This window comes from Streptomonospora sediminis (assembly GCF_054778995.1).
In genome coordinates this window covers 111149-131671 of sequence record NZ_BAAGYZ010000146.1, presented here as the reverse complement: position 1 = coordinate 131671, position 20523 = coordinate 111149, and the positions used below count along the sequence as shown (strand labels likewise).

The 20523-nt window shown below is 72.0% G+C and carries 19 protein-coding genes; 6 read left to right on the top strand and 13 right to left on the bottom strand.

Going from position 1 to position 20523, the window contains the following annotated elements; genetic code table 11:
• Window positions 1-17: 17 nt before the first annotated feature.
• The 5 genes from ACYVD5_RS27670 to ACYVD5_RS27650 all read right to left on the bottom strand — a co-directional run bounded on the left by ACYVD5_RS27670 (window position 18) and on the right by ACYVD5_RS27650 (window position 5734).
• Complete coding sequence (locus ACYVD5_RS27670; RefSeq protein ID WP_461004104.1) at window positions 18-1538, bottom strand: sensor histidine kinase; 1521 nt, start codon at window positions 1536-1538, stop codon at window positions 18-20.
• Window positions 1535-2269: a response regulator transcription factor gene (locus ACYVD5_RS27665; RefSeq protein ID WP_461004103.1), complete on the bottom strand. Its 735-nt coding sequence runs from the start codon at window positions 2267-2269 to the stop codon at window positions 1535-1537. The genes ACYVD5_RS27670 and ACYVD5_RS27665 overlap by 4 nt, the downstream gene beginning before the upstream one ends.
• A gap of 189 nt (window positions 2270-2458) precedes the next feature.
• Complete coding sequence (locus ACYVD5_RS27660; protein ID WP_461004102.1) at window positions 2459-3811, bottom strand: SGNH/GDSL hydrolase family protein; 1353 nt, start codon at window positions 3809-3811, stop codon at window positions 2459-2461.
• Complete coding sequence (locus ACYVD5_RS27655; protein WP_461004101.1) at window positions 3808-4590, bottom strand: polysaccharide deacetylase family protein; 783 nt, start codon at window positions 4588-4590, stop codon at window positions 3808-3810. Before ACYVD5_RS27655 ends, ACYVD5_RS27660 begins: the two co-directional genes overlap by 4 nt.
• Window positions 4591-4702: 112 nt before the next feature.
• The gene (locus ACYVD5_RS27650) at window positions 4703-5734 is read right to left on the bottom strand and encodes a LacI family DNA-binding transcriptional regulator (protein ID WP_461004100.1); all 1032 of its coding nucleotides are present in this window, start codon (window positions 5732-5734) and stop codon (window positions 4703-4705) included.
• 264 nt (window positions 5735-5998) lie between these two features.
• On the opposite strand from ACYVD5_RS27650, the gene ACYVD5_RS27645 reads away from it, so the two are divergent.
• The gene (locus ACYVD5_RS27645; RefSeq protein WP_461004099.1) at window positions 5999-7198 is read left to right on the top strand and encodes an endo-1,4-beta-xylanase; all 1200 of its coding nucleotides are present in this window, start codon (window positions 5999-6001) and stop codon (window positions 7196-7198) included.
• Between the two features lie 114 nt (window positions 7199-7312).
• Here the strand turns inward: ACYVD5_RS27645 and ACYVD5_RS27640 are convergent, their stop codons facing one another.
• The 3 genes from ACYVD5_RS27640 to ACYVD5_RS27630 form a co-directional block, all read right to left on the bottom strand.
• Window positions 7313-8149 (bottom strand): SAM-dependent methyltransferase, encoded by an 837-nt coding sequence (locus ACYVD5_RS27640; RefSeq protein ID WP_461004098.1) that lies wholly within the window; start codon window positions 8147-8149, stop codon window positions 7313-7315.
• Between the two features lie 113 nt (window positions 8150-8262).
• Complete coding sequence (locus tag ACYVD5_RS27635) at window positions 8263-9624, bottom strand: RNA polymerase sigma factor (protein WP_461004097.1); 1362 nt, start codon at window positions 9622-9624, stop codon at window positions 8263-8265.
• A gap of 127 nt (window positions 9625-9751) precedes the next feature.
• Window positions 9752-10111, bottom strand: a complete 360-nt coding sequence (locus tag ACYVD5_RS27630) for a YciI family protein (protein ID WP_461004096.1) — start codon at window positions 10109-10111, stop codon at window positions 9752-9754.
• Between the two features lie 283 nt (window positions 10112-10394).
• On the opposite strand from ACYVD5_RS27630, the gene ACYVD5_RS27625 reads away from it, so the two are divergent.
• From ACYVD5_RS27625 to ACYVD5_RS27615, 3 genes are all read left to right on the top strand, one after another.
• On the top strand, window positions 10395-11828 hold the full coding sequence (locus tag ACYVD5_RS27625) for an MFS transporter (RefSeq protein WP_461004095.1): 1434 nt from the start codon (window positions 10395-10397) through the stop codon (window positions 11826-11828).
• 493 nt (window positions 11829-12321) lie between these two features.
• On the top strand, window positions 12322-13305 hold the full coding sequence (locus ACYVD5_RS27620) for a hypothetical protein (RefSeq protein WP_461004094.1): 984 nt from the start codon (window positions 12322-12324) through the stop codon (window positions 13303-13305).
• A complete protein-coding gene (locus ACYVD5_RS27615; protein ID WP_461004093.1) occupies window positions 13302-15212 on the top strand; it encodes a hypothetical protein in 1911 nt (636 codons plus the stop codon). The genes ACYVD5_RS27620 and ACYVD5_RS27615 overlap by 4 nt, the downstream gene beginning before the upstream one ends.
• A gap of 138 nt (window positions 15213-15350) precedes the next feature.
• Here the strand turns inward: ACYVD5_RS27615 and ACYVD5_RS27610 are convergent, their stop codons facing one another.
• From ACYVD5_RS27610 to ACYVD5_RS27600, 3 genes are all read right to left on the bottom strand, one after another.
• Entirely contained in the window at window positions 15351-15740 is a 390-nt protein-coding gene (locus tag ACYVD5_RS27610; RefSeq protein WP_461004092.1) for a VOC family protein, read from the bottom strand.
• Entirely contained in the window at window positions 15737-16039 is a 303-nt protein-coding gene (locus ACYVD5_RS27605; RefSeq protein ID WP_461004155.1) for an ArsR/SmtB family transcription factor, read from the bottom strand. The genes ACYVD5_RS27610 and ACYVD5_RS27605 overlap by 4 nt, the downstream gene beginning before the upstream one ends.
• Window positions 16040-16264: 225 nt before the next feature.
• Entirely contained in the window at window positions 16265-17185 is a 921-nt protein-coding gene (locus tag ACYVD5_RS27600) for an SDR family oxidoreductase (protein WP_461004091.1), read from the bottom strand.
• A gap of 118 nt (window positions 17186-17303) precedes the next feature.
• Between ACYVD5_RS27600 and ACYVD5_RS27595 the strand changes: the two genes are divergently transcribed.
• Window positions 17304-17870: a TetR family transcriptional regulator gene (locus ACYVD5_RS27595; RefSeq protein WP_461004090.1), complete on the top strand. Its 567-nt coding sequence runs from the start codon at window positions 17304-17306 to the stop codon at window positions 17868-17870.
• A gap of 132 nt (window positions 17871-18002) precedes the next feature.
• On the opposite strand, the gene ACYVD5_RS27590 is transcribed toward ACYVD5_RS27595, so the two are convergent.
• Entirely contained in the window at window positions 18003-18812 is an 810-nt protein-coding gene (locus ACYVD5_RS27590; protein ID WP_461004089.1) for an SAM-dependent methyltransferase, read from the bottom strand.
• Between the two features lie 197 nt (window positions 18813-19009).
• On the opposite strand from ACYVD5_RS27590, the gene ACYVD5_RS27585 reads away from it, so the two are divergent.
• Complete coding sequence (locus ACYVD5_RS27585) at window positions 19010-19447, top strand: winged helix-turn-helix transcriptional regulator (protein ID WP_461004088.1); 438 nt, start codon at window positions 19010-19012, stop codon at window positions 19445-19447.
• A 63-nt stretch (window positions 19448-19510) separates the two neighbouring features.
• On the opposite strand, the gene ACYVD5_RS27580 is transcribed toward ACYVD5_RS27585, so the two are convergent.
• Window positions 19511-20461 carry a dihydrodipicolinate synthase family protein gene (locus tag ACYVD5_RS27580; RefSeq protein WP_461004087.1) on the bottom strand — a complete coding sequence of 317 codons (951 nt, stop codon included), beginning with the start codon at window positions 20459-20461 and terminating at the stop codon, window positions 19511-19513.
• Window positions 20462-20523 lie beyond the last annotated feature (62 nt).

The window sequence follows — 20523 nt, the reverse complement described above, 5'->3', positions numbered from 1 at the left end:
CGGGCGCGGGAACGGGTTCAGGCCGCAGGGAGGGCGACGGTGAACGTGGTGCCCTCCCCCGGTGCGGAGCCGACCGTGATGAAACCGCCGTGGGCGGTGACGAATGCGGCGCTGATCGACAGGCCAAGCCCCGCTCCCCCGCGCGAGCGCGACTCGTCCATCCGGTAGAAGCGGTCGAACACGCGGGCCACCTGATCGGCAGGGATCCCCGGCCCCGCATCGTGCACCGCGATGACCGCGACCCCGGCCGCGGCCGCCGGCAGGGCACCGACGGTGGCCGCGCCCTGCGGCGGGGGCGCGGCTGCGGTGTACACCGCCACCTCGACCGGGGTGCCGGGCGGGGTGTGGTCGACGGCGTTGCCCACCAGGTTCTGCAGCACCTGGTGGATGCGGTCGGCGTCGCCGACCGCGGGCACCGGAGCGGGCGCCGCCACGGCGATCGGCTCCGCGGGGGTGCGTGCCCGCAGGTCCGCGGCCACCTGCTCGGCGACTTCGCCCAGCTCGATGCGGGTGCGGTCGAGCATCGGCGCCTCGTCGAAGCGGGCGAGCAGCAGCAGGTCCTCGACCAGGCCGGCCATCCGCGCCGACTCGTCCTCGATGCGCGACATCCAGCGGTCGGCCTTGGCGTCTTCGGCGACGGCTCCTTGGGCGCGCCCCTGCCGGTACAGCTCGGCGAACCCGCGGATGGAGGACAGGGGCGTGCGCAGCTCGTGCGAGGCGTCGGCGACGAAGCGCCGTGTCACCTCGACCGAGTGGTCGCGTTCGCGGACGGCCTGGGCGAGTCCGGCGAGCATGGCGTTGAGGGCCGCGCCCAGGCGGCCGGTTTCGGTGGCGGGGTCCTGGTCGGGGATTCTGCGGTCCAGGTCGCCGCCTGCGATGGCCTGGGCGGTGGCTTCGATCTCGTGCAGCGGGCGCAGCCCCAGCCGGACCGTTGCCACGGCGGCGAATCCCAGCAGCCCGAGGAGGACGGCGCCGACCGCGGCTTCGATGAGCAGCAGCCGGGTCATGGTGCCGTCGGCTTCGGCCAGCGACTGGGCTGCCACCAGCACAGTCCCGTCGTCCTGCGGCTCGGTCAGCACCCGCCATCTGCTGTCGCCGGAGCCGCCGGGCACGTTGAACGGGTCGCCGGCGCGGTCGCGCAGCTGCTGCAGGCTGAGCGGGTCCAGGTCCGGCAGCGATGCGTCGGTGCTGGTGCGGCCGACGACGTCGACGGTGCGCCCGTCCGTGTCGACGGTCAGGGTGCGCAGGTCGGTGGGGAACGGGGGCGGGCCGGCGCCGCCGGGGTCGGGATCCGATCCGCCGCCGGGTTCGCTGTCGTCGGGGCCGCCGTCCGCGGACCCGGATGGCGGCGGGCCGCCGTGCGGACCCGCCAGGATGCCGTGCAGGCGGGTGTCGACCTCCTGCAGCTGGGAGCGGTGCAGCAGCACGGCTCCTGCGCCGCCGAACGCGACCAGGCACAGCGTGGTCAGGCAGAGCACCACCAGGCTCAGCCGCGCGCCCAGTGCCCGGGGCGGCAGCCGCCGGACCGGCGGTGTCATCGGCGTTCCTGGGCGCTGAGCCGGAGGGTGTAGCCCACGCCCCAGACGGTATGGATGAGCGGCACCCGGTCGGCGTCGATCTTGCGGCGCAGGTAGCTGATGTAGGTTTCGACCACCCGGGTGTCGCCGGCGTCGCCGCCCCAGACCCGGTCCAGGATCTGGGACTTGCTGAGGATCCGCCCGGCGTTGACCATCAGGTAGCGCAGCAGGGCAAGTTCGGTGCGCGACAGGCGGATCGGTGTTCCGGCGCGGCGCGCTTCGTGGGCGTCCTCGCTGAGTTCGAGGTCGGCGTAGCGCAGTTCCGGTTCCTCCTCGCTCGCGGGCTGGGTGCCGGTGCGTTTGAGGATGGCTTTGAGCCGCAGCAGCACCTCGTCCAGGCTGAAGGGCTTGGTGACGTAGTCGTCCGCGCCGGCCCGCAGCCCGGCCAGCCGGTCCTCCACACCACCGCGGGCGGTCAGCAGCAGCACCGGCAGGTCGGGCAGGACGCCGCGCAGGTCGCGGACGAGGTCGAGGCCGCTGCGGCCGGGCAGCATGACGTCGACCACGGCGATGTCGGGGGTGAATCCGGTCAGTTCGCCCAGGGCGGCGCCGGCGTCGGCGCTGCCGCGGGCGGAGTAGCCGCTCAGTTCCAGGGATGCGGTCAGCAGTTCGCGGATGTTGGGGTCGTCTTCGACCAGGAGTACCCGCTCGGCCTCCCCCGATGCCGCGCCTGCCGCGTTCCCGTTCCGCATGCCGCCTCCCTTCCCGCCTGGCCTTGGCCCGGATTGCCGCTGCCGCCGGGACCGGGCCGACCTTAGGCGGCCAAGGCAAGAGGCCGGTGAGAAGAGGGTGAGGAGCGGACTGCAGAGGGCGCCCGCCGGAGCGGGCCGGCGGGATCGGCGGGGTGCGCCAGACCGCCGGCCCGTTTTCCGATGCCCGGATCAGGGGCGGGGGCCGAACAGCCCGGCCGGTACCGCGTCGGCCAGTGCCTGCATGCCGGCGTCGTTGGGGTGCACGTGGTCGCCGCTGTCGTAGTCCGGGTGCAGGCGCTGCGGGTCGTGCGGGTCGCGGGTTGCCGCGGCGAAGTCGATAACGCCGTCGTAGGCGCCGCTGGTGCGGATCCACTCGTTGACCGCTTGGCGCTTGGCCTCGTTCTCGGGGGTGTCGACCCCGATCGCGCCCTTGAACGGCAGGATTGTGCCGCCGTGGATGCGCAGACCGCCGGCGTGGGCGCGGGCGATGAGTTGGCGGTGCGCGTTGATCAGCTGCTCGGCGGTGACGGTCTCGGATTCCGGGGCGGCTCTGCCGGGCTGGCCGAGGTCGTTGACCCCCAGCAGCACGATCACGTGTTCGGCGCCGGGCTGGGCGAGCACGTCGCGGTCGAACCGGCGCAGTGCGCTGGGGCCGAACAGCGCAGCGCGGTCTTCGGCTTCGCTGCCTGCGGGCGGGTTGGGGTCGTGCAGCAGCCGGTTGCCGCCGATGCCCGCGTTCAGCACCCCGGTATGGCCCAGCCGCTGGGCGAGCAGGTCGGGCCAGCGGCGGTTGGCGTTGGTGGTGGAGTCGGAGCCGTCGGTGATCGAGTCGCCCAGCGCGACCACGGCGCCGGTGTTCCTGCTGCGGGCGCGGACGCTGACCCCGGAGAGGAAGTACCACTCGGTGATGGTCTCGGTCGCGGTGATCGAGGTGTCGCCGGTGGCGTTTCCCGCGGCGATGCCGTTCTCTTGGCGGGCGGAGCCGTGCAGGGTGGTCACCGGGGCGCGTTCGGGCAGGTAGAGGCTGACGACGAGGTCGGCGCGGGGCGGCAGGTCCAGCCGTACCGGGTCGCTGAGGACCGGTGCGCCTGCCGGGATCCGCACCGGGGTGCGGCCGCCGAAGGTGACCGGGCGGTCGGTGTGGGGGTCGATGCCGGTGCCCGCCGGTCCGGCCGCCGCCTCAGGGCCCGCGGAACCTGCGGCATCAGCCGGGGCGGCATGCAGCGCGACGCGGACCTCGCCGATGTGCAGCGGGGTCTCGCCGAATTCGTTGGTCAGCCGCAGCCGCACCCGGTCGCCGCCCGCACTGGTGTGCACGACCTGGCGCACGGTCGCGTCCCGCAGAACGGGGGTGGCGGTATCGGGGGCGGCGGTGGGCGCGGCCGCCCAGGTGCCGACCCAGTTGCGGGGGCTGTGGCGGGGGCGGGGGCCGGCGGTGGCGGCCGCGGTGGCGACGCAGATGAGCAGCAGCGCACCGGCCAGGGCAGCGGCCGACCGCCCTGCGCCGGGGCGGTGCCCGGGCGCCGGCCCGGCGCTCGTCACCGCCGCGCGGGGCGGCCGAAGTGCCAGCCCTCATCCTGCATGCGCGGGATGATGCGGTCGACGGCCCCGATGGTCTGGCTGCGGTCGCCGACGCCGTCGTGCAGCAGCACCACGCTCCGCGGCGTGATGCCCTCGTACAGGCGGCGCTCCAGCTCGTCGGTGCCGGGCGGGACCCAGTCCTCGACCTCCAGGCTCCAGCCGAGCGGCTGCATGCCCAGCTCGGCCGCGACCTCGGGGGACTGCCCCCAGGAGCCGTAGGGCGCGCGGAAGTAGGGGATGCGGGCGCCGGGCAGCGCGCCGCGGATGGCTTCGCTGGTCTCCTGCAGGTCGGCGCGGATGTCGGCGGGCTGCCAGTCGCCCATGTCGTCGTGGTGCATCGCGTGGTTGCACAGCAGGTGGCCTTCGTCGGCGATGCGCCGGACGAGGTCGGGGTGCTGCTGGACGTGTTCGCCCCACAGGCAGAACACCGCCTGCACGCCGTGCCGGCTGAGCACGTCGAGCAGCTCGGGCGTGTTGCGGGGGTCGGGGCCGTCGTCGAAGGTAAGGGCCACCGCCTTGCCGCGGCGCTCGGTGGTGTCGACGATGTCGCCGGTGGCCGCGGCGGGCTTGCCGCCGGGGCCGTTGCCCGCCCCGCCGGGTTGGCCGCGGTGGTCGCGTTCGGGCGCGGCGTGGCGGGCCTGCGCGTGGGCCGGGGCCGCGGCGGCCAGGGCGAGTCCGATGGCGAGCAGCGCCGCCAGGAGGCGGCCGGGCGTTCGGGAACGTCCGAGAGAGGTCGTCACACGGGCCTCCTTGGCCGGCACAGCGTTTTCGGAAATGTTCGGCAAGTGTAAGGGCCACCTAAAGACAGCGCGGTGACGCTATGTCAATGTGCCCGGTCGGCCCCCGCCCCAATCACCCGGTGCCGCACCCGGCCGCGGCCGCGGTGCTGTCGCGTACCACCAGCTCGGTGGCCAGTTCCACCCGCGGGCTCTCGATCGCCTCGCCCTGCACCAACCGGTGCACGGTGCGCACGGCCAGCCGGCCCATTTCGGCCAGCGGCTGGCGCACCGTGGTCAGCGGCGGCGAGGCCCAGCGCGCCTCGGGCAGGTCGTCGAACCCGATGACACTGACATCGGCGGGCACGCGCAGGCCGCGCCGGCGCAGGGCCTCGTAAACCCCCAGGGTCATCTGGTCGCTGGCCGCGAACACCGCGGTGGGCGGTTCGGCCAGCCCGAACAGTTCCTCGCCGGCGCGGAACCCGGACTCGTAGTCGAACCGGCCGGGCATGACGAGCCGGGAGTCGACGGCGAGCCCGGCGGTTTCCAGTCCGGCGCGGTAGCCGTCCAGGCGCGCGCGGCTGCACCACAGCTCGGGCCGGCCGGCGACAAAGGCGATGCGCCGGTGTCCCAGGCCGATCAGGTGCTCGGTGGCGCTGATCCCCCCGGCCCAGTTGGTCGATCCGATGGTGGGTACGGCCAGGTCGGGCACGCCCGCCGGGTCGATGACCACAGCGGGCATGTGCAGCTCGTCCAGTTCCGCACGCAGCGAGGAGTCCAGGTCCGTGGTGACCAGGATGGCGCCGTCGCTGGCGCGCGAGCGCAGGTTGCGCAGCCATTGCCGGGTGGATCCGGCCTGCCGGTGGATCGCCGAGACCACGATTCCGCTGCCCGCAGCGTTCGCGGCGTCTTCGACACCGCGGATGATCTCGACGGCCCACGGGCTGTCGAGGTCGTTGAAGACCAGGTCCAGCAGCCCCACCGGCTCGGCGGACCTACTGCCGCGGCGGCGGTAGCCGCGGCTGCGCAGCAGGGCCTCGATGCGCTCGCGGGTGGCGGGGGCGACGTCGCCGCGGCCGTTGAGCACGCGGGAGACGGTCGGTGCCGACACGCCCGCCTCGGCGGCGATGGCGGAGATGGTGACGGCTGGGGTCGGGGTATCGGCCACTGCTCCTCCTTTGTACCTACCCAGAGTACGGACGCGGCGCGCGGTGCGGACCGCCGGAGGCGGTGCCGGGGCCGCGCGGGCGGACGCGCGGGCGCGAACGGGGGCCGGACGTGCCCGGACGTGCATGGGGACGTGCGCGGAGCCGCCCGGCGGGCACGCGGGCGGGTATTGACGCCCCCGCCCGGAACCGCTTAATGTCCTTCGACGCCGTAATACGGAATTTTCCGGAAATTATCAGCGGCAGACCGAATGGGAGTCCCCCCGATGAAACCCATCCGCCTCGCCACCACCGCCCTGGCCGCGGCCGCGCTCACCGCGCCGCTCGCCGCAGCTCCGGCCGCCGCCGACTACTCCGGCGGCGGGCACCACCGGCCGCCCCACCACTCCCCCGGCAAGTCCGAGCGGTTGCGCTGGGCCGCCCCCGAGGGCTTCCGCATCGGCACCGCCGTCGCGGGCGGCGGCCACCACGCCGAGCAGGACTACCCCGACCCCTTCACCTCCGACCGGAAGTACCGCAAGGTCCTGGCCCGCCAGTTCAACTCGGTCTCTCCCGAGAACCAGATGAAGTGGGAGTACATCCACCCTGAGCAGGACCGGTACAACTTCGAAACGGCCGACCGCATCGTCGACTCCGCCGAACGCAACGGCCAGGTCGTGCGCGGCCACACCCTGTTCTGGCACAGTCAGAACCCGGCCTGGTTGGAGGAGGGCGACTTCTCCGATGACGAGCTGCGCGCCATCCTGCGCGACCACATCACCACGGTCGTCGGCCGCTACGAGGGCCGCATCCAGCAGTGGGACGTTGCCAACGAGATCTTCGACGACCAGGGCAACCTGCGCACCGAGGAGAACATCTGGCTGCGGGAGCTGGGCCCGGGCATCATCGCCGACGCGTTCCGCTGGGCGCACCAGGCCGACCCGAAGGCGGAACTCTACTTCAACGACTTCGGCGTCGAAGGTGTCAACGCCAAGAGCGACGCCTACTACCGGCTCGTCCAGGACCTGCTGGCCGAGGGGGTGCCGGTGCACGGGTTCTCCACCCAGGGCCACCTCAGCCTGGAGTACGACTTCCCCGCAGGCCTGGAGGAGAACCTGCGCCGCTTCGGCGAGCTGGGCCTGGGCACGGCCATCACCGAGGTGGACGTGCGCATGCAGGTTCCCGAGAGCGGCGAGCCCACCGGCGAACAGCTCGACACGCAGGCCGACTACTACCGCCAGGCGCTGGCGGCCTGCCTGGACGTGCAGAGCTGCGAGTCCTTCACCATTTGGGGATTCACCGACAAGTACTCCTGGGTACCGGTGTTCTTCGAGGGCGAAGGCTCCGCCACCGTGATGACCGGCGACTACACGCGCAAGCCCGCGTTCTTCGAGCTGCATGATGCGCTGCGCGACGAACAGCGGTGGCCGTGGCGCCCCGGCCACGGGCACGGCGGGCACGGCGGCGGCCACGGACGGCCCTGGTAGCGGCCCCGCCGGACAACGACGGCCCGCCGCCTCACGTCCCATCGGGCAAAGGCGGCGGGCCGTGCGGGTGCACCGGGTCCTACCGGCCGGGCGGCGCCGGGCGGCTCGGCGGCATCAGCGCTTGACGGCGACGCCGGCGTGCTCCCAGAGCCGCTTGTCCGGAATGGTGACCGGGTCGGTACCGGGCTTGCGCCAGGTGTCGCAGTCGACCAGGCGGGCGGGCTCCTGGCCGTCCACCGACGGCGAGAGCAGATCCATACCCGCGACGGCGGCCTCGCACTCCTGCGAGGACCGCACCCTTCCCCACGGCGTGCCCGAGGACAGGACGCGCTGGGTGAAGTCCTGCGCGTGCTGGGGATCGTCCGAGCACAGGTGGGAGTACACCACCGCCGAGCCGGGCGGGAAGGGGTCGAGGTAGCGCTGCACCAGACCGAAGGGGTCGTCGGAGTCAGGGATGCAGTGCAGCAGCGACACCAGCATCAGGCAGACCGGGCGGTCGGTGTCGATGAGGCGGCGGGTGTCCGGGGCGTCCAGCACCTTCGCGACCTCGCGCAGGTCGGCGGTGATCACCGCGGTGGTGTCGTTCTCGACCAGCAGCGCGCGGGCGTGGGCCAGCACCATCGGGTCGATGTCGACATAGACGACATTGGCCTGCGGAGCGGCGCCCTGGGCGACCTGGTGGGTGTTCTCGACGGTCGGCAGCCCCGACCCGAGATCGAGGAACTGGTCGATGCCGAGGTCGGTGGCGACATGGCGGACGGCCCGGGCGAGGAAGCCCCGGTTCTCGTGGGCGAGGACGGTCGTGCCGGGGTTGAGCTCCTCCACGGCTGCGGCGAGCTCCCGGTCGAGGGCGAAGTTGTCCTTGCCGCCCAGCAGGGCGTCATAGGCGCGTGCAACGGTCGGCTTCGACAGGTCCAGGTCCTGCGGGGGAGCACCCGGTTCATCGCTCATCGAAAGCTGCTCTCTGTCCTAAACGAGGGCGGGTGGGGGGTCGCGAGGTTGCGGACGGGCGCCCGGCGCCCAACCGCAACCTCGTATTTCACTTTACGGGCGCAGTCGAGTACCTAGGGCTGTTTCACGGAAGAGGTTTGTCGCGGATCGCCCGCTGCGGCGCCGTTTCCGCCATCGGCCGTGCACAGCGCACCGTCCCGCGCAGCGGGGGCACCGACCCCGGCGGCGCGGTCCAGCAGCAGGGCCCGCTCGCGGGCATTGCCCGCCAGCGCCGCCGCCCGCTCGAACTCGGCGCGCGCCTCGCCGGTGCGGCCCAACTCCTCCAACAGGTCGGCGCGCACGCTGGGCAGCAGGTGGTAGCCGCGCAGCGCGGAAACCCCGGCCAGCTCCTCGACCAGCTCCAGGCCCGCTGCCGGTCCGCGGGCCTTGGAAACGGCGACCGCCCGGTTCAGCGCCACCACCGGGGAAGGCAGCACCTCCAGGAGCCTGCCGTAGAGATCGGCGACCAGCCGCCAGTCGGTGTCCTCGTAGCGCACGGCCCGGGCGTGGCAGCCGGCGATCGCGGCCTGCAGCGCGTAGGGCCCCGCACCCGCCCGCCGCAGCGACGCAAAGCCGCGCCGGATCAGCAGCGGATCCCAGTTGGCGCGGTTCTGGTCGGCCAGCAGCACGGGTTCACCGCCGGGGCCGGTGCGGGCGCCGATGCGCGAGGCCTGGAACTCGAGCAGCGACGCCAGGCCGTGCACCTCCGGCTCCTGGGGCAGCAGCCCGGCCAGCATGCGGACCAGGCGCAGCGCCTCCTCGCACAACGCGGGGCGCACCAGGTCCTCGCCCGCGGTCGCCGAGTACCCCTCGTTGAAGACGAGGTAGACCACCTCCAGCACCGATGCGAGCCGGTCGGTGCGGTCCGGGCCGCGGGGAACCTCGAAGCCGACTCCGGCCGCGGCAAGGGTGCGCTTGGCCCGCACGATGCGCTGGGCAAGTGTCGGCTCGGCCACCAGGAACGCGCGGGCGATCTCCGATGTGGTCAGCCCGCCGAGCAGCCGCAGGGTCAGCGCGACCCGCGACTCGGCGGGCAGCACCGGGTGGCAGGCCGTGAACATCAGCCGGAGGAGGTCGTCGCCGAAACCGTCGACGCCTTCGATGTCGTCGAGCGCGGCCGCCTCGGCGGGCGGCTGGTCCGCCAGGGAGCGCCCGACCTCGGCCAGCTTGCGGGCGTAGGCCGCGCGCCTGCGGACCAGGTCGGCGGCGCGGCGCTTTGCGGCGGTCATCAGCCAGGCACCGGGCCGGTCCGGGATGCCGGCCTGCGGCCACTGCTCCAATGCGGCTACCAGCGCGTCCTGGGCGATCTCCTCGGCGATGCCGACGTCGCGCACGATGCGCGCGACGCCGGCGATGATCCGCGCCGACTCGATCCGGAAGACCGTCTCGACCGCTTCGACGGCTTCGACCGCTGCCGGCGCACCCTCCTCGTTCACACCTTCATCTCAGCAGCGGTCCGTGTGCAGGACAAGTGCCGGACCGGTGCGGGAGCCGGCGCAGGACCGGTCCGACCCGGCCGTCCCTGCTGGCCGGTCCTGCCGGTTTCGCCGGACCCGCCGGCCCTCACCCCTCGGCGATCTCGCGGACCTCGACCCACGTGCCGGGCTCGTAGCGCCCCTGGACCTCCAGGAACCGCCTGGTCCACTCCAGGGCTTCGGCCTTGTCCTTGGCCTGGATGACGGTGTATCCGCCGACGACCTCCTTGGTCTCGGTGAAGGGCCCGTCGGTGTAGCGGACCCCGCCGTCGGACCAGGTCGCCCTGGTGGCCTCGGAGGTCGGGGCAAGCTCGGCCATGTCCAGGACCACGCCGGCCCTGGTGATCTCCTCGTAGAGCTCGCCCATACGCTGCTGCAGCTCCGGGGCGGGCGGCTCGGTGGGACGGTGCTGTTCGTCGTGGTAGCTGATGGACAGAAAGCGCGGCATGGCGGACTTCTTCCTTCCGTTCGGCAGCGGGGTCTCGCCCCCGCCTCTCACTCAATACGTCGAACAGGGCGGCCCCGGATCGACACCCCGGCCCGGGAATTTCCCGTGCATCCCGGGGACAACCGTGTGTCGTCCGCCGCGCACGGACCGGGCACGAGCGCCGCACCCCTGTGTCATTGCCCGGATACCGAACGCATGACCTGCTGCTGTTTCCCGGCCGCGCCGCTGGGGCAGTAAACGCCCGATAATCGGCTGCCATCGGCCAAGTGCTGCCCGATGCCCCGTGAGCGGCGCGCCGCTCACAACCGAATCGAAGGGATACGCGATCAAACTCGGCCGGGACTTCCCCCGTTTCTGGGCCGGCGCGCTCTCCAGCAATCTCGCCGACGGAGTCATGCTCACGGCGCTGCCGATGGTGGCGGCCATGCTCAGCAACGACCCGCTGCTGGTCTCGGGGCTGATGGTCGCGAGATTCCTGCCGTGGCTGCTGGTGGGCCTGTTCGCGGGCGTACTCGTCGACCGGCTGGACCGGGTGCGCATCATGGCCGCGGCCAACCTGGTGCGCGGCGGTGCGCTCGCCCTGCTGGCGGTATTGGTCGCGACCGGTCAGGCAACGGTGTGGTGGCTCTACGCCGTGATGTTCACGGCGATGCTCTGCGAGGTGTTCTACGACCTGGCGGGGCGGGCGGCACTGCCCGACGTCGTTCCCCCGGGGACCCTGGACCGGGCCAACGGCCGCCTGGAGGGCGGCAGGACCGTCAGCGAGGGGTTCGCCGGCGCGCCGCTCGCCGGGTTCCTGTTCGCGGTCACCGCGGCGCTGCCGCTGGCCGCCAACGCGGGCGCCTACGTGCTGGGGGCGCTGGTGCTGCTGGGGCTGCCGCTGGCAGTGCGCCGCCCGCCCAACGCAGCGTCCGGGCCCGCGGCCGGCCCGGACCCGGGCACGGACCAGGGCATTGACACGGACACGGGCGCCGGCAAGGGCCGCGGAGGCGCGCTCCGGTCGGTCTTCGCCGACATCGGCGCCGGTGCCCGCGAGGTGTTCGGCCGGCGCCGCTTCCGCGCGGTCGTGCTGTTCACGGCGCTGGTCAACATCGCGCTGATGGCCCAGGCGGGCGTACTGGTGCTGCTCGTGCGGGACCACTTCGGGGTGCCCGAGGCCCTCTACGGCGTGTTCATGTCGTCGGCCGCCGCGGGCGGACTGCTCGGTGCCGCGACAGTGAGCCGGATCGTGCGGCTGCTGGGCCGGTTCGGCACAGCGGTGCTCGCCTACGGCCTGATGGGAGCGCTCTCGGCCGCCTTCGCACTGGCCCCGAACGCAGCGACCGCCGCTGTGGCCTGGTGCGCGGTCGCGTTCACCGCGGCCGTCGCCAACATCGTCGCCTCCGGAGTCTGGCAGCTCGTGGTCCCCGGCCCGATGCTGGGCCGCGCGCTGTCCTGCATCCAGACGGTGGCCAGCGGTGTCTCGCCGCTGGGCGCGGTGGCGGGCGGGTTCCTGGGCCGGGTCGACCTGCGGCTGCCGTCGGTGGCCGCCGCCGCGGCGATCGTGCTCGGCGTGGCGGTGACCGCCCCGGCGCTGCGCGCCCTGGCCCGCAGCGCCGACGAGGCCGAGCGCAACTCCGCCGATCCGGACTCCCCTGCCACCGCCGAACCCCCTCCCGAGCCCGGCGGACCGGCGGCCGAGGCCCAGGCACCGGAGCCGCGGCAAACAGCGGACTAGGGTCCGGCGCCGAAGACACCGAGGACGCCGGCGCCGGAGCGGCGGCCGGCTCAGTCCCCGCTCGGCAACGTATGGGCCGTTCCGGAGCCGCACCGCGGAAATCGCTGCGCGGGCCCGACCGAAAGGAAACCCCGGGTTTTTCGCATAATCCGCAGTGCGCCCGCGTGCCGTTCCGCACCGATGCAAATCATCGAATCGATCATTCGCATATCCGTGGCTGTCGTAGGGCCGTGCCATGCTGCAGAACGCGAATCCGGCTTGCGGAAATCACGTCCCGACAGGGCGTATCGACAGGAGGTCCGGCCCGTTGTCCACCACGCTAGGAGCATGCCGGGAAAGCACGCGGCGCTACCCGCGCGGCGGCGTCCGGCGATGCCATTCGCCGCCCGGCGCCGAAGGACCGGAAACGGGAGTGTCGCAGACCGCGCCGGCCGGAATTCGACCGGACCGGCAGCGGCGGTTTCCTGTCCGCCGGAAATGCTATCCTCCCGCGATGAAAACCACCGATATCGAACAAGCATTGCGCGACCGCCCCGGCGACCGCGAATTGTGGCTGGACTACGCCGACCTCCTGGAGGCCCGCGGCGACACCCGCGGCACGCTGATCCGCCTCGAACAGCGCCGCGACCGGACGCGGCCCGCCGACCGCGGCAGCGTGCACAAGGAGATCGACAACCTGGCGGCCGCACACCAGGGGTCCTGGGACACCGGCCTGCCCGAGGGAGCGACGGTTCTCGCCCGGCACCACGGCTTTGCCACGAAGGTCGCCGTCGAGTGGTCCGCCGACGCGCCCGTGGTGATCGAGCAGGTCCTGCGGGAACCCTTCGTGACCGCGCTGCGGATCTCTCCGACGGAGGAAGACGAGGACTTCGAGTTCCAGGTTGCACATGAGCAGGCCTGGGACGAGTGGTCCGAGATCGAGGACGGGGCCGACCCTCCGCAGGAAACCGACGCCCCGAAACACTCCGAGTACATCGACCCGGGTGCCCTCGCGACCCTGGACTTCAGCCGGCTCACCGAACTCGGCCTCTCCTATCTGGGTATCGGCGCGCTAGGTGCCAAGGCGCTGGCCGCCTCCGCCTTCTTCCACATCGGAACCTCCGGTGCCGGGCAGGCCGCCGCGACCGGGCGCCTCGACACGCTCGACCTGCGCTACAGCCGCATCGGCAACGACGGTGTGGCTGCGCTCGCGGCCTCACCGGGCTTTTGCGGGGTCCGCCGCCTGCACCTGCAGCACAACAAGCTCACCGCGAAGGCCGCGAGCGCGCTGCACGGGTTCACGAAGCTGACCGAGCTGGACTTGCGCTACAACACCATCGGCGAAGAAGGCGTCCGCGCCCTGCTGGCCGCGCCGTTCATCGGCTCGCTCCAGCGGCTCCTGCTGCACCGCTCCGATACCACCGACGCCGGCGCACAACTCCTCGCCCAATCCCCGCAACTTCCCCCCGCCCTGCGCAGCTACTGGAGAAACGCATGAGCACACAACTCCGCGACCGGTTCTTCGCCCTCTCCACCGGCCAGGCGCCCGCCGAGAAGGTCGCCGAATACCTGGCCGAGGTCGAGGCGACCGAGGCCGAACCCGCCGCGGCAATGGACGGACTGGCGCTGCACTGGCATCCGACCGCGCGGTTCAAATCGGTGCGCTTCATCGACGCCGAGGACCTCGGCGCCGATGTGCGCGACCTGTTCGCCCGGCCCAGCCAGGACGCTCCCTACCTCGCCGCGGTGTTCGCCGACCCGCATGAGCTGTCGTTCCGCAACTTCGAGAACATCCTGCCGCTGGACCGGCTGTTCAACCGGCCCCCTCCCGAAACCGGCGAATCCGGGCCCGGGTCGGGGGCCGGGTTCGACCTCGAACTCGCCGAATGCGCCGAGTTCGCCCCGGGCGCCTACACCTTCGCCTTGCGGCTTCCCGGCACCGACCGCCGGCGCCTGGAAGACCTCGACGCGCTCGACCTCTACACCACCCCGCTCAACGCCGCCTCCCGCGGCGGCGACCGCTTCATCTTCCACTCGGCGCTACTGGCCGACGCGCTCACCCGAGCGGTCACCAAGGGCATGCCCGAACCGCTGCTCGACGGTTTCTCCCACGTCAACCCGGTGTTCCGCTGCAACCGCTTCGAACCGGGCGACGCCAACTTCCACTTCCACCGCGACACCCCCTACTACGACGCCTCCCGCAACCACATCTCCCGCTACACCGTCCTGATCTACCTCACCGGCGGCACGGGCGAGCCCGTCCTCGACCTCGCCGGCGGCGGCGCGCTGACCGGGATCGACCCGTTCACCTGCGTGGTCTTCGACCAGCGCTACCAGCACGAGGGCGCGCCCTACCTCGATGGCCGCAAGGTGTTCCTGCGCACCGAACTCGTCTTCACCGAACCCGACCTGGACCACGATCCCGGGATCGGCGCGCTGTTCAACAAGGCCTGCTACCTGACCGGCGAGAGCGTTTTCGCGCCCGAACTCGCCCGCCGCGCCGACACCTACTACGACCGGGTCGCCGCGGCGCACTGGGACGGCCTGGCCCCCGGCACCGGCCGCGAGCCCTTTGTGCACAAGAACTTCCGCGGCACGCATTTCGTCGCCAACGGCTACGACTTCTGGTTCGCCAAACGCGACGGCCTCACCCCGGCCGCATGCGCCGCGCTCACCCTGCTGGACTACTTCAACTGCAAGATCGGCGCGGACTCCTTCCGATCCCTGTGCGAGACCGAGGTGGTCGAGGCCGATGACACGGCGTGGATCCCGGCCTTCCTCCAGGACAAGGGCGGCGGGGCGGCGGTGGCGCCGTTCGACAAGTCCATGCTGTTCCCCGAACCGGAGAAGCCGAACAACAAGGGCATGCCCGACTGCGCGTGCGGCCTCTGCGGCGATATCAACCACCGGTTCGACACCTCCCGCAGCGGCGATGTCATCGAGCACTTCGCGGACGCGCAGGACGCGGCAGAGGCCGAGGTCCTGCCCGCGCCGATCGTGCTGATGGGCGAGGACGTGCTGCTCGACCCGGACAGGTTCGTGGTCGAGGGCGACCGCATCCACGTGCTCGGCAAGGAGTCGCCCGCGCCGGTGAACTTCGCCTCCTGCCAGGGCGGTCCCCCCGTCACCCCGGCCGAGGACTTCATCACCACCGCGCTCACCGTCGACGCGGCGCACTTCCTCGTGCCGCCGATCCTCTTCACCGAGTCCGACGACTGCTACCACCTGCGGTTCGACTTCTTCGGCAACACCTGGACCCTCAAGCACGAGCAGACCACCGCAGCGGTTCCGATGATCCGCCCATTCACGATGGAGGACATCGACGTGGACTGGGAAGACGAAGACTGGGACGACGAGGACTTCGAGGAGGAAGAGGACGAAGAACAGGAGAACGCCAAGGCCTAGCCACCGCCCCGTACCGGGATCGGCGGCCGCGCTCCCGGCCGCATTGCCGATCTCCCGGGGCGGCACATCCGGAACCGGTCGGCGCAGTGGGCCTCGCCCCGGTGCCGGCCCCCGTTGCCGCTCCGGGAGCCAGAGGCGTTACGCGCCCTGCACGATCTGGATCAGGTTGCCGCAGGTGTCGTCCAGCACCGCGGTGGTGACCGGGCCCATCTCCAGCGGCTCCTGTGTGAAGTGCACCCCGAGCGCGCTCAGCCGCTCGAACTCCGCTTGGGCGTCGTCCACGGCAAAGGAGGTCGCCGGGATGCCGTCGGCGACCAGGCCTTCCTTGTACGGCTGCACCGCGGGATGGCCGGAGGGCTCCAGCAGCAGTTCGGTCCCCTCGGGGTCCTCCGGCGAGACCAGGGTCAGCCACCGGGCGTCGCCGCCCAGCGGCATGTCGTACTTCTTCACAAAGCCCAGCATGTCGGTGTAGAAGCGCAGCGCCGTTTCCTGGTCGTCAACGAAGACGCTGGTCACGTAGATCCTCATTGGGTGCTCTCCGGCGTGTCGGGCCTGAGCCACCGGGTCACGATGTGCTCAAGAGGTTCGGCGTTCAGGTCATGGAATTTGTAGCGGCCCTGGCGCCGCGAAACGACCAGCCCCGCGGATTCCAGCACGGCAAGGTGCTGGCTGATGGCTTGGCGGGACAGTCCCACGCCGTGCTTGCCCACCAGCCGCGCACAAATCTCGAACAGGGTCTGGCCGTCCCGTTCCACCAGCTCATCGAGGATGCGCCGGCGAGTGGGGTCGGCCAATGCCTTGAAGACATCTTCCGCCACGGCCACCACCTTATGCAAGCAACGACTTGCCTATCAAGCCGGCCGTACCGATCTGCTCGGACCTGCGCCCGCCCCGCACCCGCCCCGCCCTTGGCCCGGTTTCCGGCACGGCGGCACGGGCCGCGCTGCGGACGCGGCACCGCACACCGGCCTGCCGCCGAACGAACCTGCGCGGTCCGCTCGGCGGCGGACCGCCCGACCATCCGGCGCGGGCCGGTGCGCCGGCGGGTCCGATCAGGCGGCGCCGGTACCGAAGTAGTGGCCCTTGTCGAGGTCCTCGATGAGTCCGGGGTGCGCGGGCCGCCACCCCATCAACTCGCGGGTCAACTCGGCGGAGGCCGGTTGGTCCGTCCCGACCAGGCCGCCCAGCCAGCCGAAGTGCTCCGTCGCATCCTCGGTCGGCACCGGGGCCACCGGCAGGTCCAGGTGGCGGCCGATGACCTCGGCGATGTCGCGCAGGGCCACCCCCTCGTCTCCGACGGCGTGCAGCGTCGTGCCGGCGGGCGCCGACTCCAGCGCGAGCCGGTACAGACGCGCGGCGTCGAGGCGGTGCACCGCGGGCCAGCGGCTGCTGCCATCGCCCACATAGCCGGCGGCTCCCTTGCCGCGGGCGATACCCACCAGCATCGCGATGAAGCCGGGGTCTCCTTCGCCATGGGCGCTGCGCGGGATGCGCATGGCGGAGGAGCGCACACCGCGGTCTGCGAGGCCGAGCGCCCATTCGACGGCGGTGCTGCGTTCCTTCGGGTCGCCCTGCGCCGGGTCGACCGGGTGCCCGTCTCGTTCGGTCGCCGCCCTCCCGTGTTCCGCGGGAGTGCCGCCGGTGACGACAAAGGGCCGGTCCGAGCCGGCGAGCGTCTCGCCGATGGCCTTGATGGCGGCGCGGTCGTCGTTGACAGCGGTCTTCATGTCGCCGGTGAGCATCAGGTCGTGTTTGAACGCGAGGTGGATCACGCCGTCGGCTGCGGCGGCTGCGCTGCGCAGGGTGTCGAGATCGTCGAGGGTGCCGCGGACCACCTCGGCCCCGGCCGACTCCAGTGCTGCGGTGGACGCGTCCGAGCGGGCGAGCCCGGCGACCTGATGGCCCGCTTCGCGGAGTTCGGGGACGACGGCGGAGCCGAGCCAGCCCGACGCGCCGGTAACGAATACACGCATGGGAAAACCTCCTGGATACACGCACTGTCCGTGCGTCCTGCACGGGCATCACCTATGACAGTGACTGACATCAAACTAGCAGACGATGACAGCCACTGTCATCAACTAGAATGGCGGCATGGCGAGATGGGAACCGAATGCGCGCGGGCGGCTGGAGGAAGCGGCGCTGGAGCTGTACGCCGAGCGCGGGTTCGACGAAACCACCGTGAAGGAAATCGCCCAGCGGGCCGGCCTCACCGAGCGGACGTTCTTCCGGCACTTCGCGGACAAGCGCGAGATGCTGTTCCCGCACTCCAACCCGCTGCAGGAAACCCTCGTCACCGCCCTGGACGGCGTGCCGCCCGCCGCGCCTCCCATGAAGGCGGTGGCCGCAGCCTTGGAGGCGTCCGCGGACCTGATGCACGGCCGCCGCGAAATCGCCCGCCGGCGCCAGGCCGTCATCGCCGGCAACGCCGAACTCCAGGAACGCGAGCTGGCCAAGCTCGCCGCGCTTTCCGCTGCGCTCACCGAACGGCTGCGCCAACGCGGCACCGAAGAGCGAATCGCGCGCCTGGCGGCCGAGGCGGGGGTGGCCGTGTTCAAAGTCGCGTTCACGCACTGGATCAGCGATGCGGATGAACCCGACCTCGCAGACCTCATCCGCGACGCGCTCGGCGGCCTGCAGTCCTTGACCGCGGAGTACTGATCCCGCTACCCGGCGGCGGGCCCCTGCGCACCGGTGATCATGCTGAAATGCCGGGATCCGGCGCCGGATCCCGGCATTTCAGCATGATCAGCAACGGGAAACCAAGCCGCTTACCCGGCTCTGCCGGCCGGGTCAGGGCTTGCGGGCGACGCCGCAGTACTGGTCGGCGTCGCGAGCGATGCCGACCTCGGACTCCTCGGGGCGCCAGCGGGTCGCCGAGACCACGCCGGGGTCGAGCAGGTCCATGCCGGTGAAGAAGCCGCTGATCTGCTCGGGGGTGCGCAGGTGGTACGGGAGGCCAGCGGTTTCGTTCCAGCGGTCGGCGGCCTCGATCATCTCGGGGCTGGTGCGGCTGCCGTCGCACAGCGCCAGGAAACTGCCGGAGGGCAGCGCCGCCAGGTAGCGGGATACCAGGGAGTACGCCTCGCCGGTATCGGCGATATGACCCATGGTGCCCAGCACGGTCAGCGCGATGGGACGGGAGAAGTCGAGCAGCCCGGCGGCCCGCTCCAGGACGGTTTCGGGGTCGCGCAGGTCGGCGTCGATGTAGTCGGTGGCCCCTTCGGGCGAGCCGACCAGCAGCGCGCGGGCGTGGGCGAGCACCAGCGGGTCGTTGTCGACGTAGACGATCCGCGATTCCGGCGCGGCGGCCTGGGCGACCTCGTGGGTGTTGTGGTGCGTGGGCAGGCCGGTGCCGATGTCGAGGAACTGGCGCATGCCCTCGTTGCGGGCGAGATGGGTGACCGCCCGGATCAGGAACCCGCGGTCGGCGCGGGCGGCGCTGACGATTTCGGGGTAGGCCGCGAGCACGTAATCGCCGACCTCGCGGTCGGCGGCGTAGTTGTCCTTTCCGCCCAGCCAGTAGTTCCACACGCGAGCGGAGTGGGCGACGCTCGTGTCGATGCCGGCGGGCGCCTGGCCGGGCTCGGAAACGCTGTCCATCGTGTCGTACCCCCGTTGGTGTCACACCACCGCTAGCTATGCGCAACGCAGTTTGGCGTGGACGGCGTTGCGGCGCAAATGCCGCGGTTGCGGGCGTTTCCGGCGGCGGCGCTCCGCATGGACGCCGCCCCCGATCGCGCGCAGCGGCTCGCACAACGCCCTTGCCAACGCTCATGTTAGCTACTTATTTTGAGTACGTGACTATCTCAACAGCCAGCGGAAGCAGTGTCGCAGTACCGACCGATGCGCCGCCTTCCCAGGTATCCCCCGAACCCGACTCCGAGGTCTTCCAGGAGGTGCTGGAGCTCATCGGGCGGCGCTGGATGGGCGTGATCCTGCTCGCCGGCGCGCGCGGGGCGCAGCGCTTCAGCGAGTACCGCAGGTCCATCGGCGCGATCTCCGACCGGATGCTGTCCCAGCGGCTGAAGGAACTCGAGTCGCTGGGCCTGCTGGAACGCGAGGTCGTGCCCACCACCCCGGTGCAGATCCTCTACCGGCCGTCGCAGCGCGGGCGCGGCCTGCTGGATGCGCTGGAACCCCTGGTCACCTGGGGCCGTGCGCAGCGCGGCGGCCACGGCGGTGCCCGGCCCGAGCCCGAGCCCGAGCCCGCCGACGCCGGCGGGCGGAACGGGTAACCGGCCGGCCGGGAGCCAGCGGCGCGCCGGCGGGGCACCCGCCCGCCGGTGCGCCGCTTTGCGTTACCGCTGTTGTGCGGCCGGTGCGGCCGGCTTCGCCCGCTCGTCCTTCCTCGCCAGGCGCTCCAGCAGGTAGTCGACCTCGGCGCGGGCCGTCGGCGACAGCGGGGCGGACGGCTGCCGCTGCGCCTCGCCTGCGATGATGCCGCGGCGCATGAAGACGTACTTGCGCACCGCCAGGCCGGCGCCGGGCTGCTGCTCGTAGCGCAGCAGCGGCAGGTGGGCGTCGAACAGGTCGTGTGCGGCTTCGCGCTCGCCGCGGGCGGCCAGCTCCACCAGTTCCACCAGCATGTCGGGGAAGCAGTAGCCGGTCATTGCGCCGTCGGCGCCCCGTTCCGGTTCGAAGTCCAGGAACAGGCCGCCGTTTCCGCACAGGATGGACAGCCGCCGCATCGAGCCTTCGGCCTCGTAGCCGCGCAGCGTGGAGATCTTGGCCAGGCCGGGCCAGTCCTCGTGCTTGAGCATGGCGCAGTTCGGGTTCTCCTCCGCGATGGTGCGGATGACCTGCGGCGCCATCACCACGGAGAACGTCAGCGGGTAGTCCTGGATGACGAAGGGGACGTCGGGTCCGATCGCCCGGGCGGCGTTGCGGTAGTAGGCGGTGATCTGGTCGTCGGTGCGCAGCGTGTTGGGCGGCGCGATCATCACGCCGGCCGCGCCGGCGTCCATGACGTCGCGGGCCAGGGCGCGCATCGCGGCGAACCCGGGGGCGGAGACCCCGGCGACCACCGGGACCGCGGCCCGGTCGATCACGCGCGAGGCCACGCCGACCGCCTCGGCGTGCTCCAGTTTGGGCGCCTCGCCCAGTTGCCCCAGCACGGTGATGCCGGTGACGCCCGCCTCCTGGTAGAAGTCGGTGAGCCGGTCCAGTGACGGGTGGTCGATGGCGCCGTCGTCGTGGAAGGGGGTCGGCGCGATCGTGAACACGCCGCGCTCCTGGTTGGTGATCGGCAAGGGTCTCCTCCGGTGGTCGGTGTGGTCGCGTGTCTTTGCTGCAGGGCTTTTGCTGCAGGGTG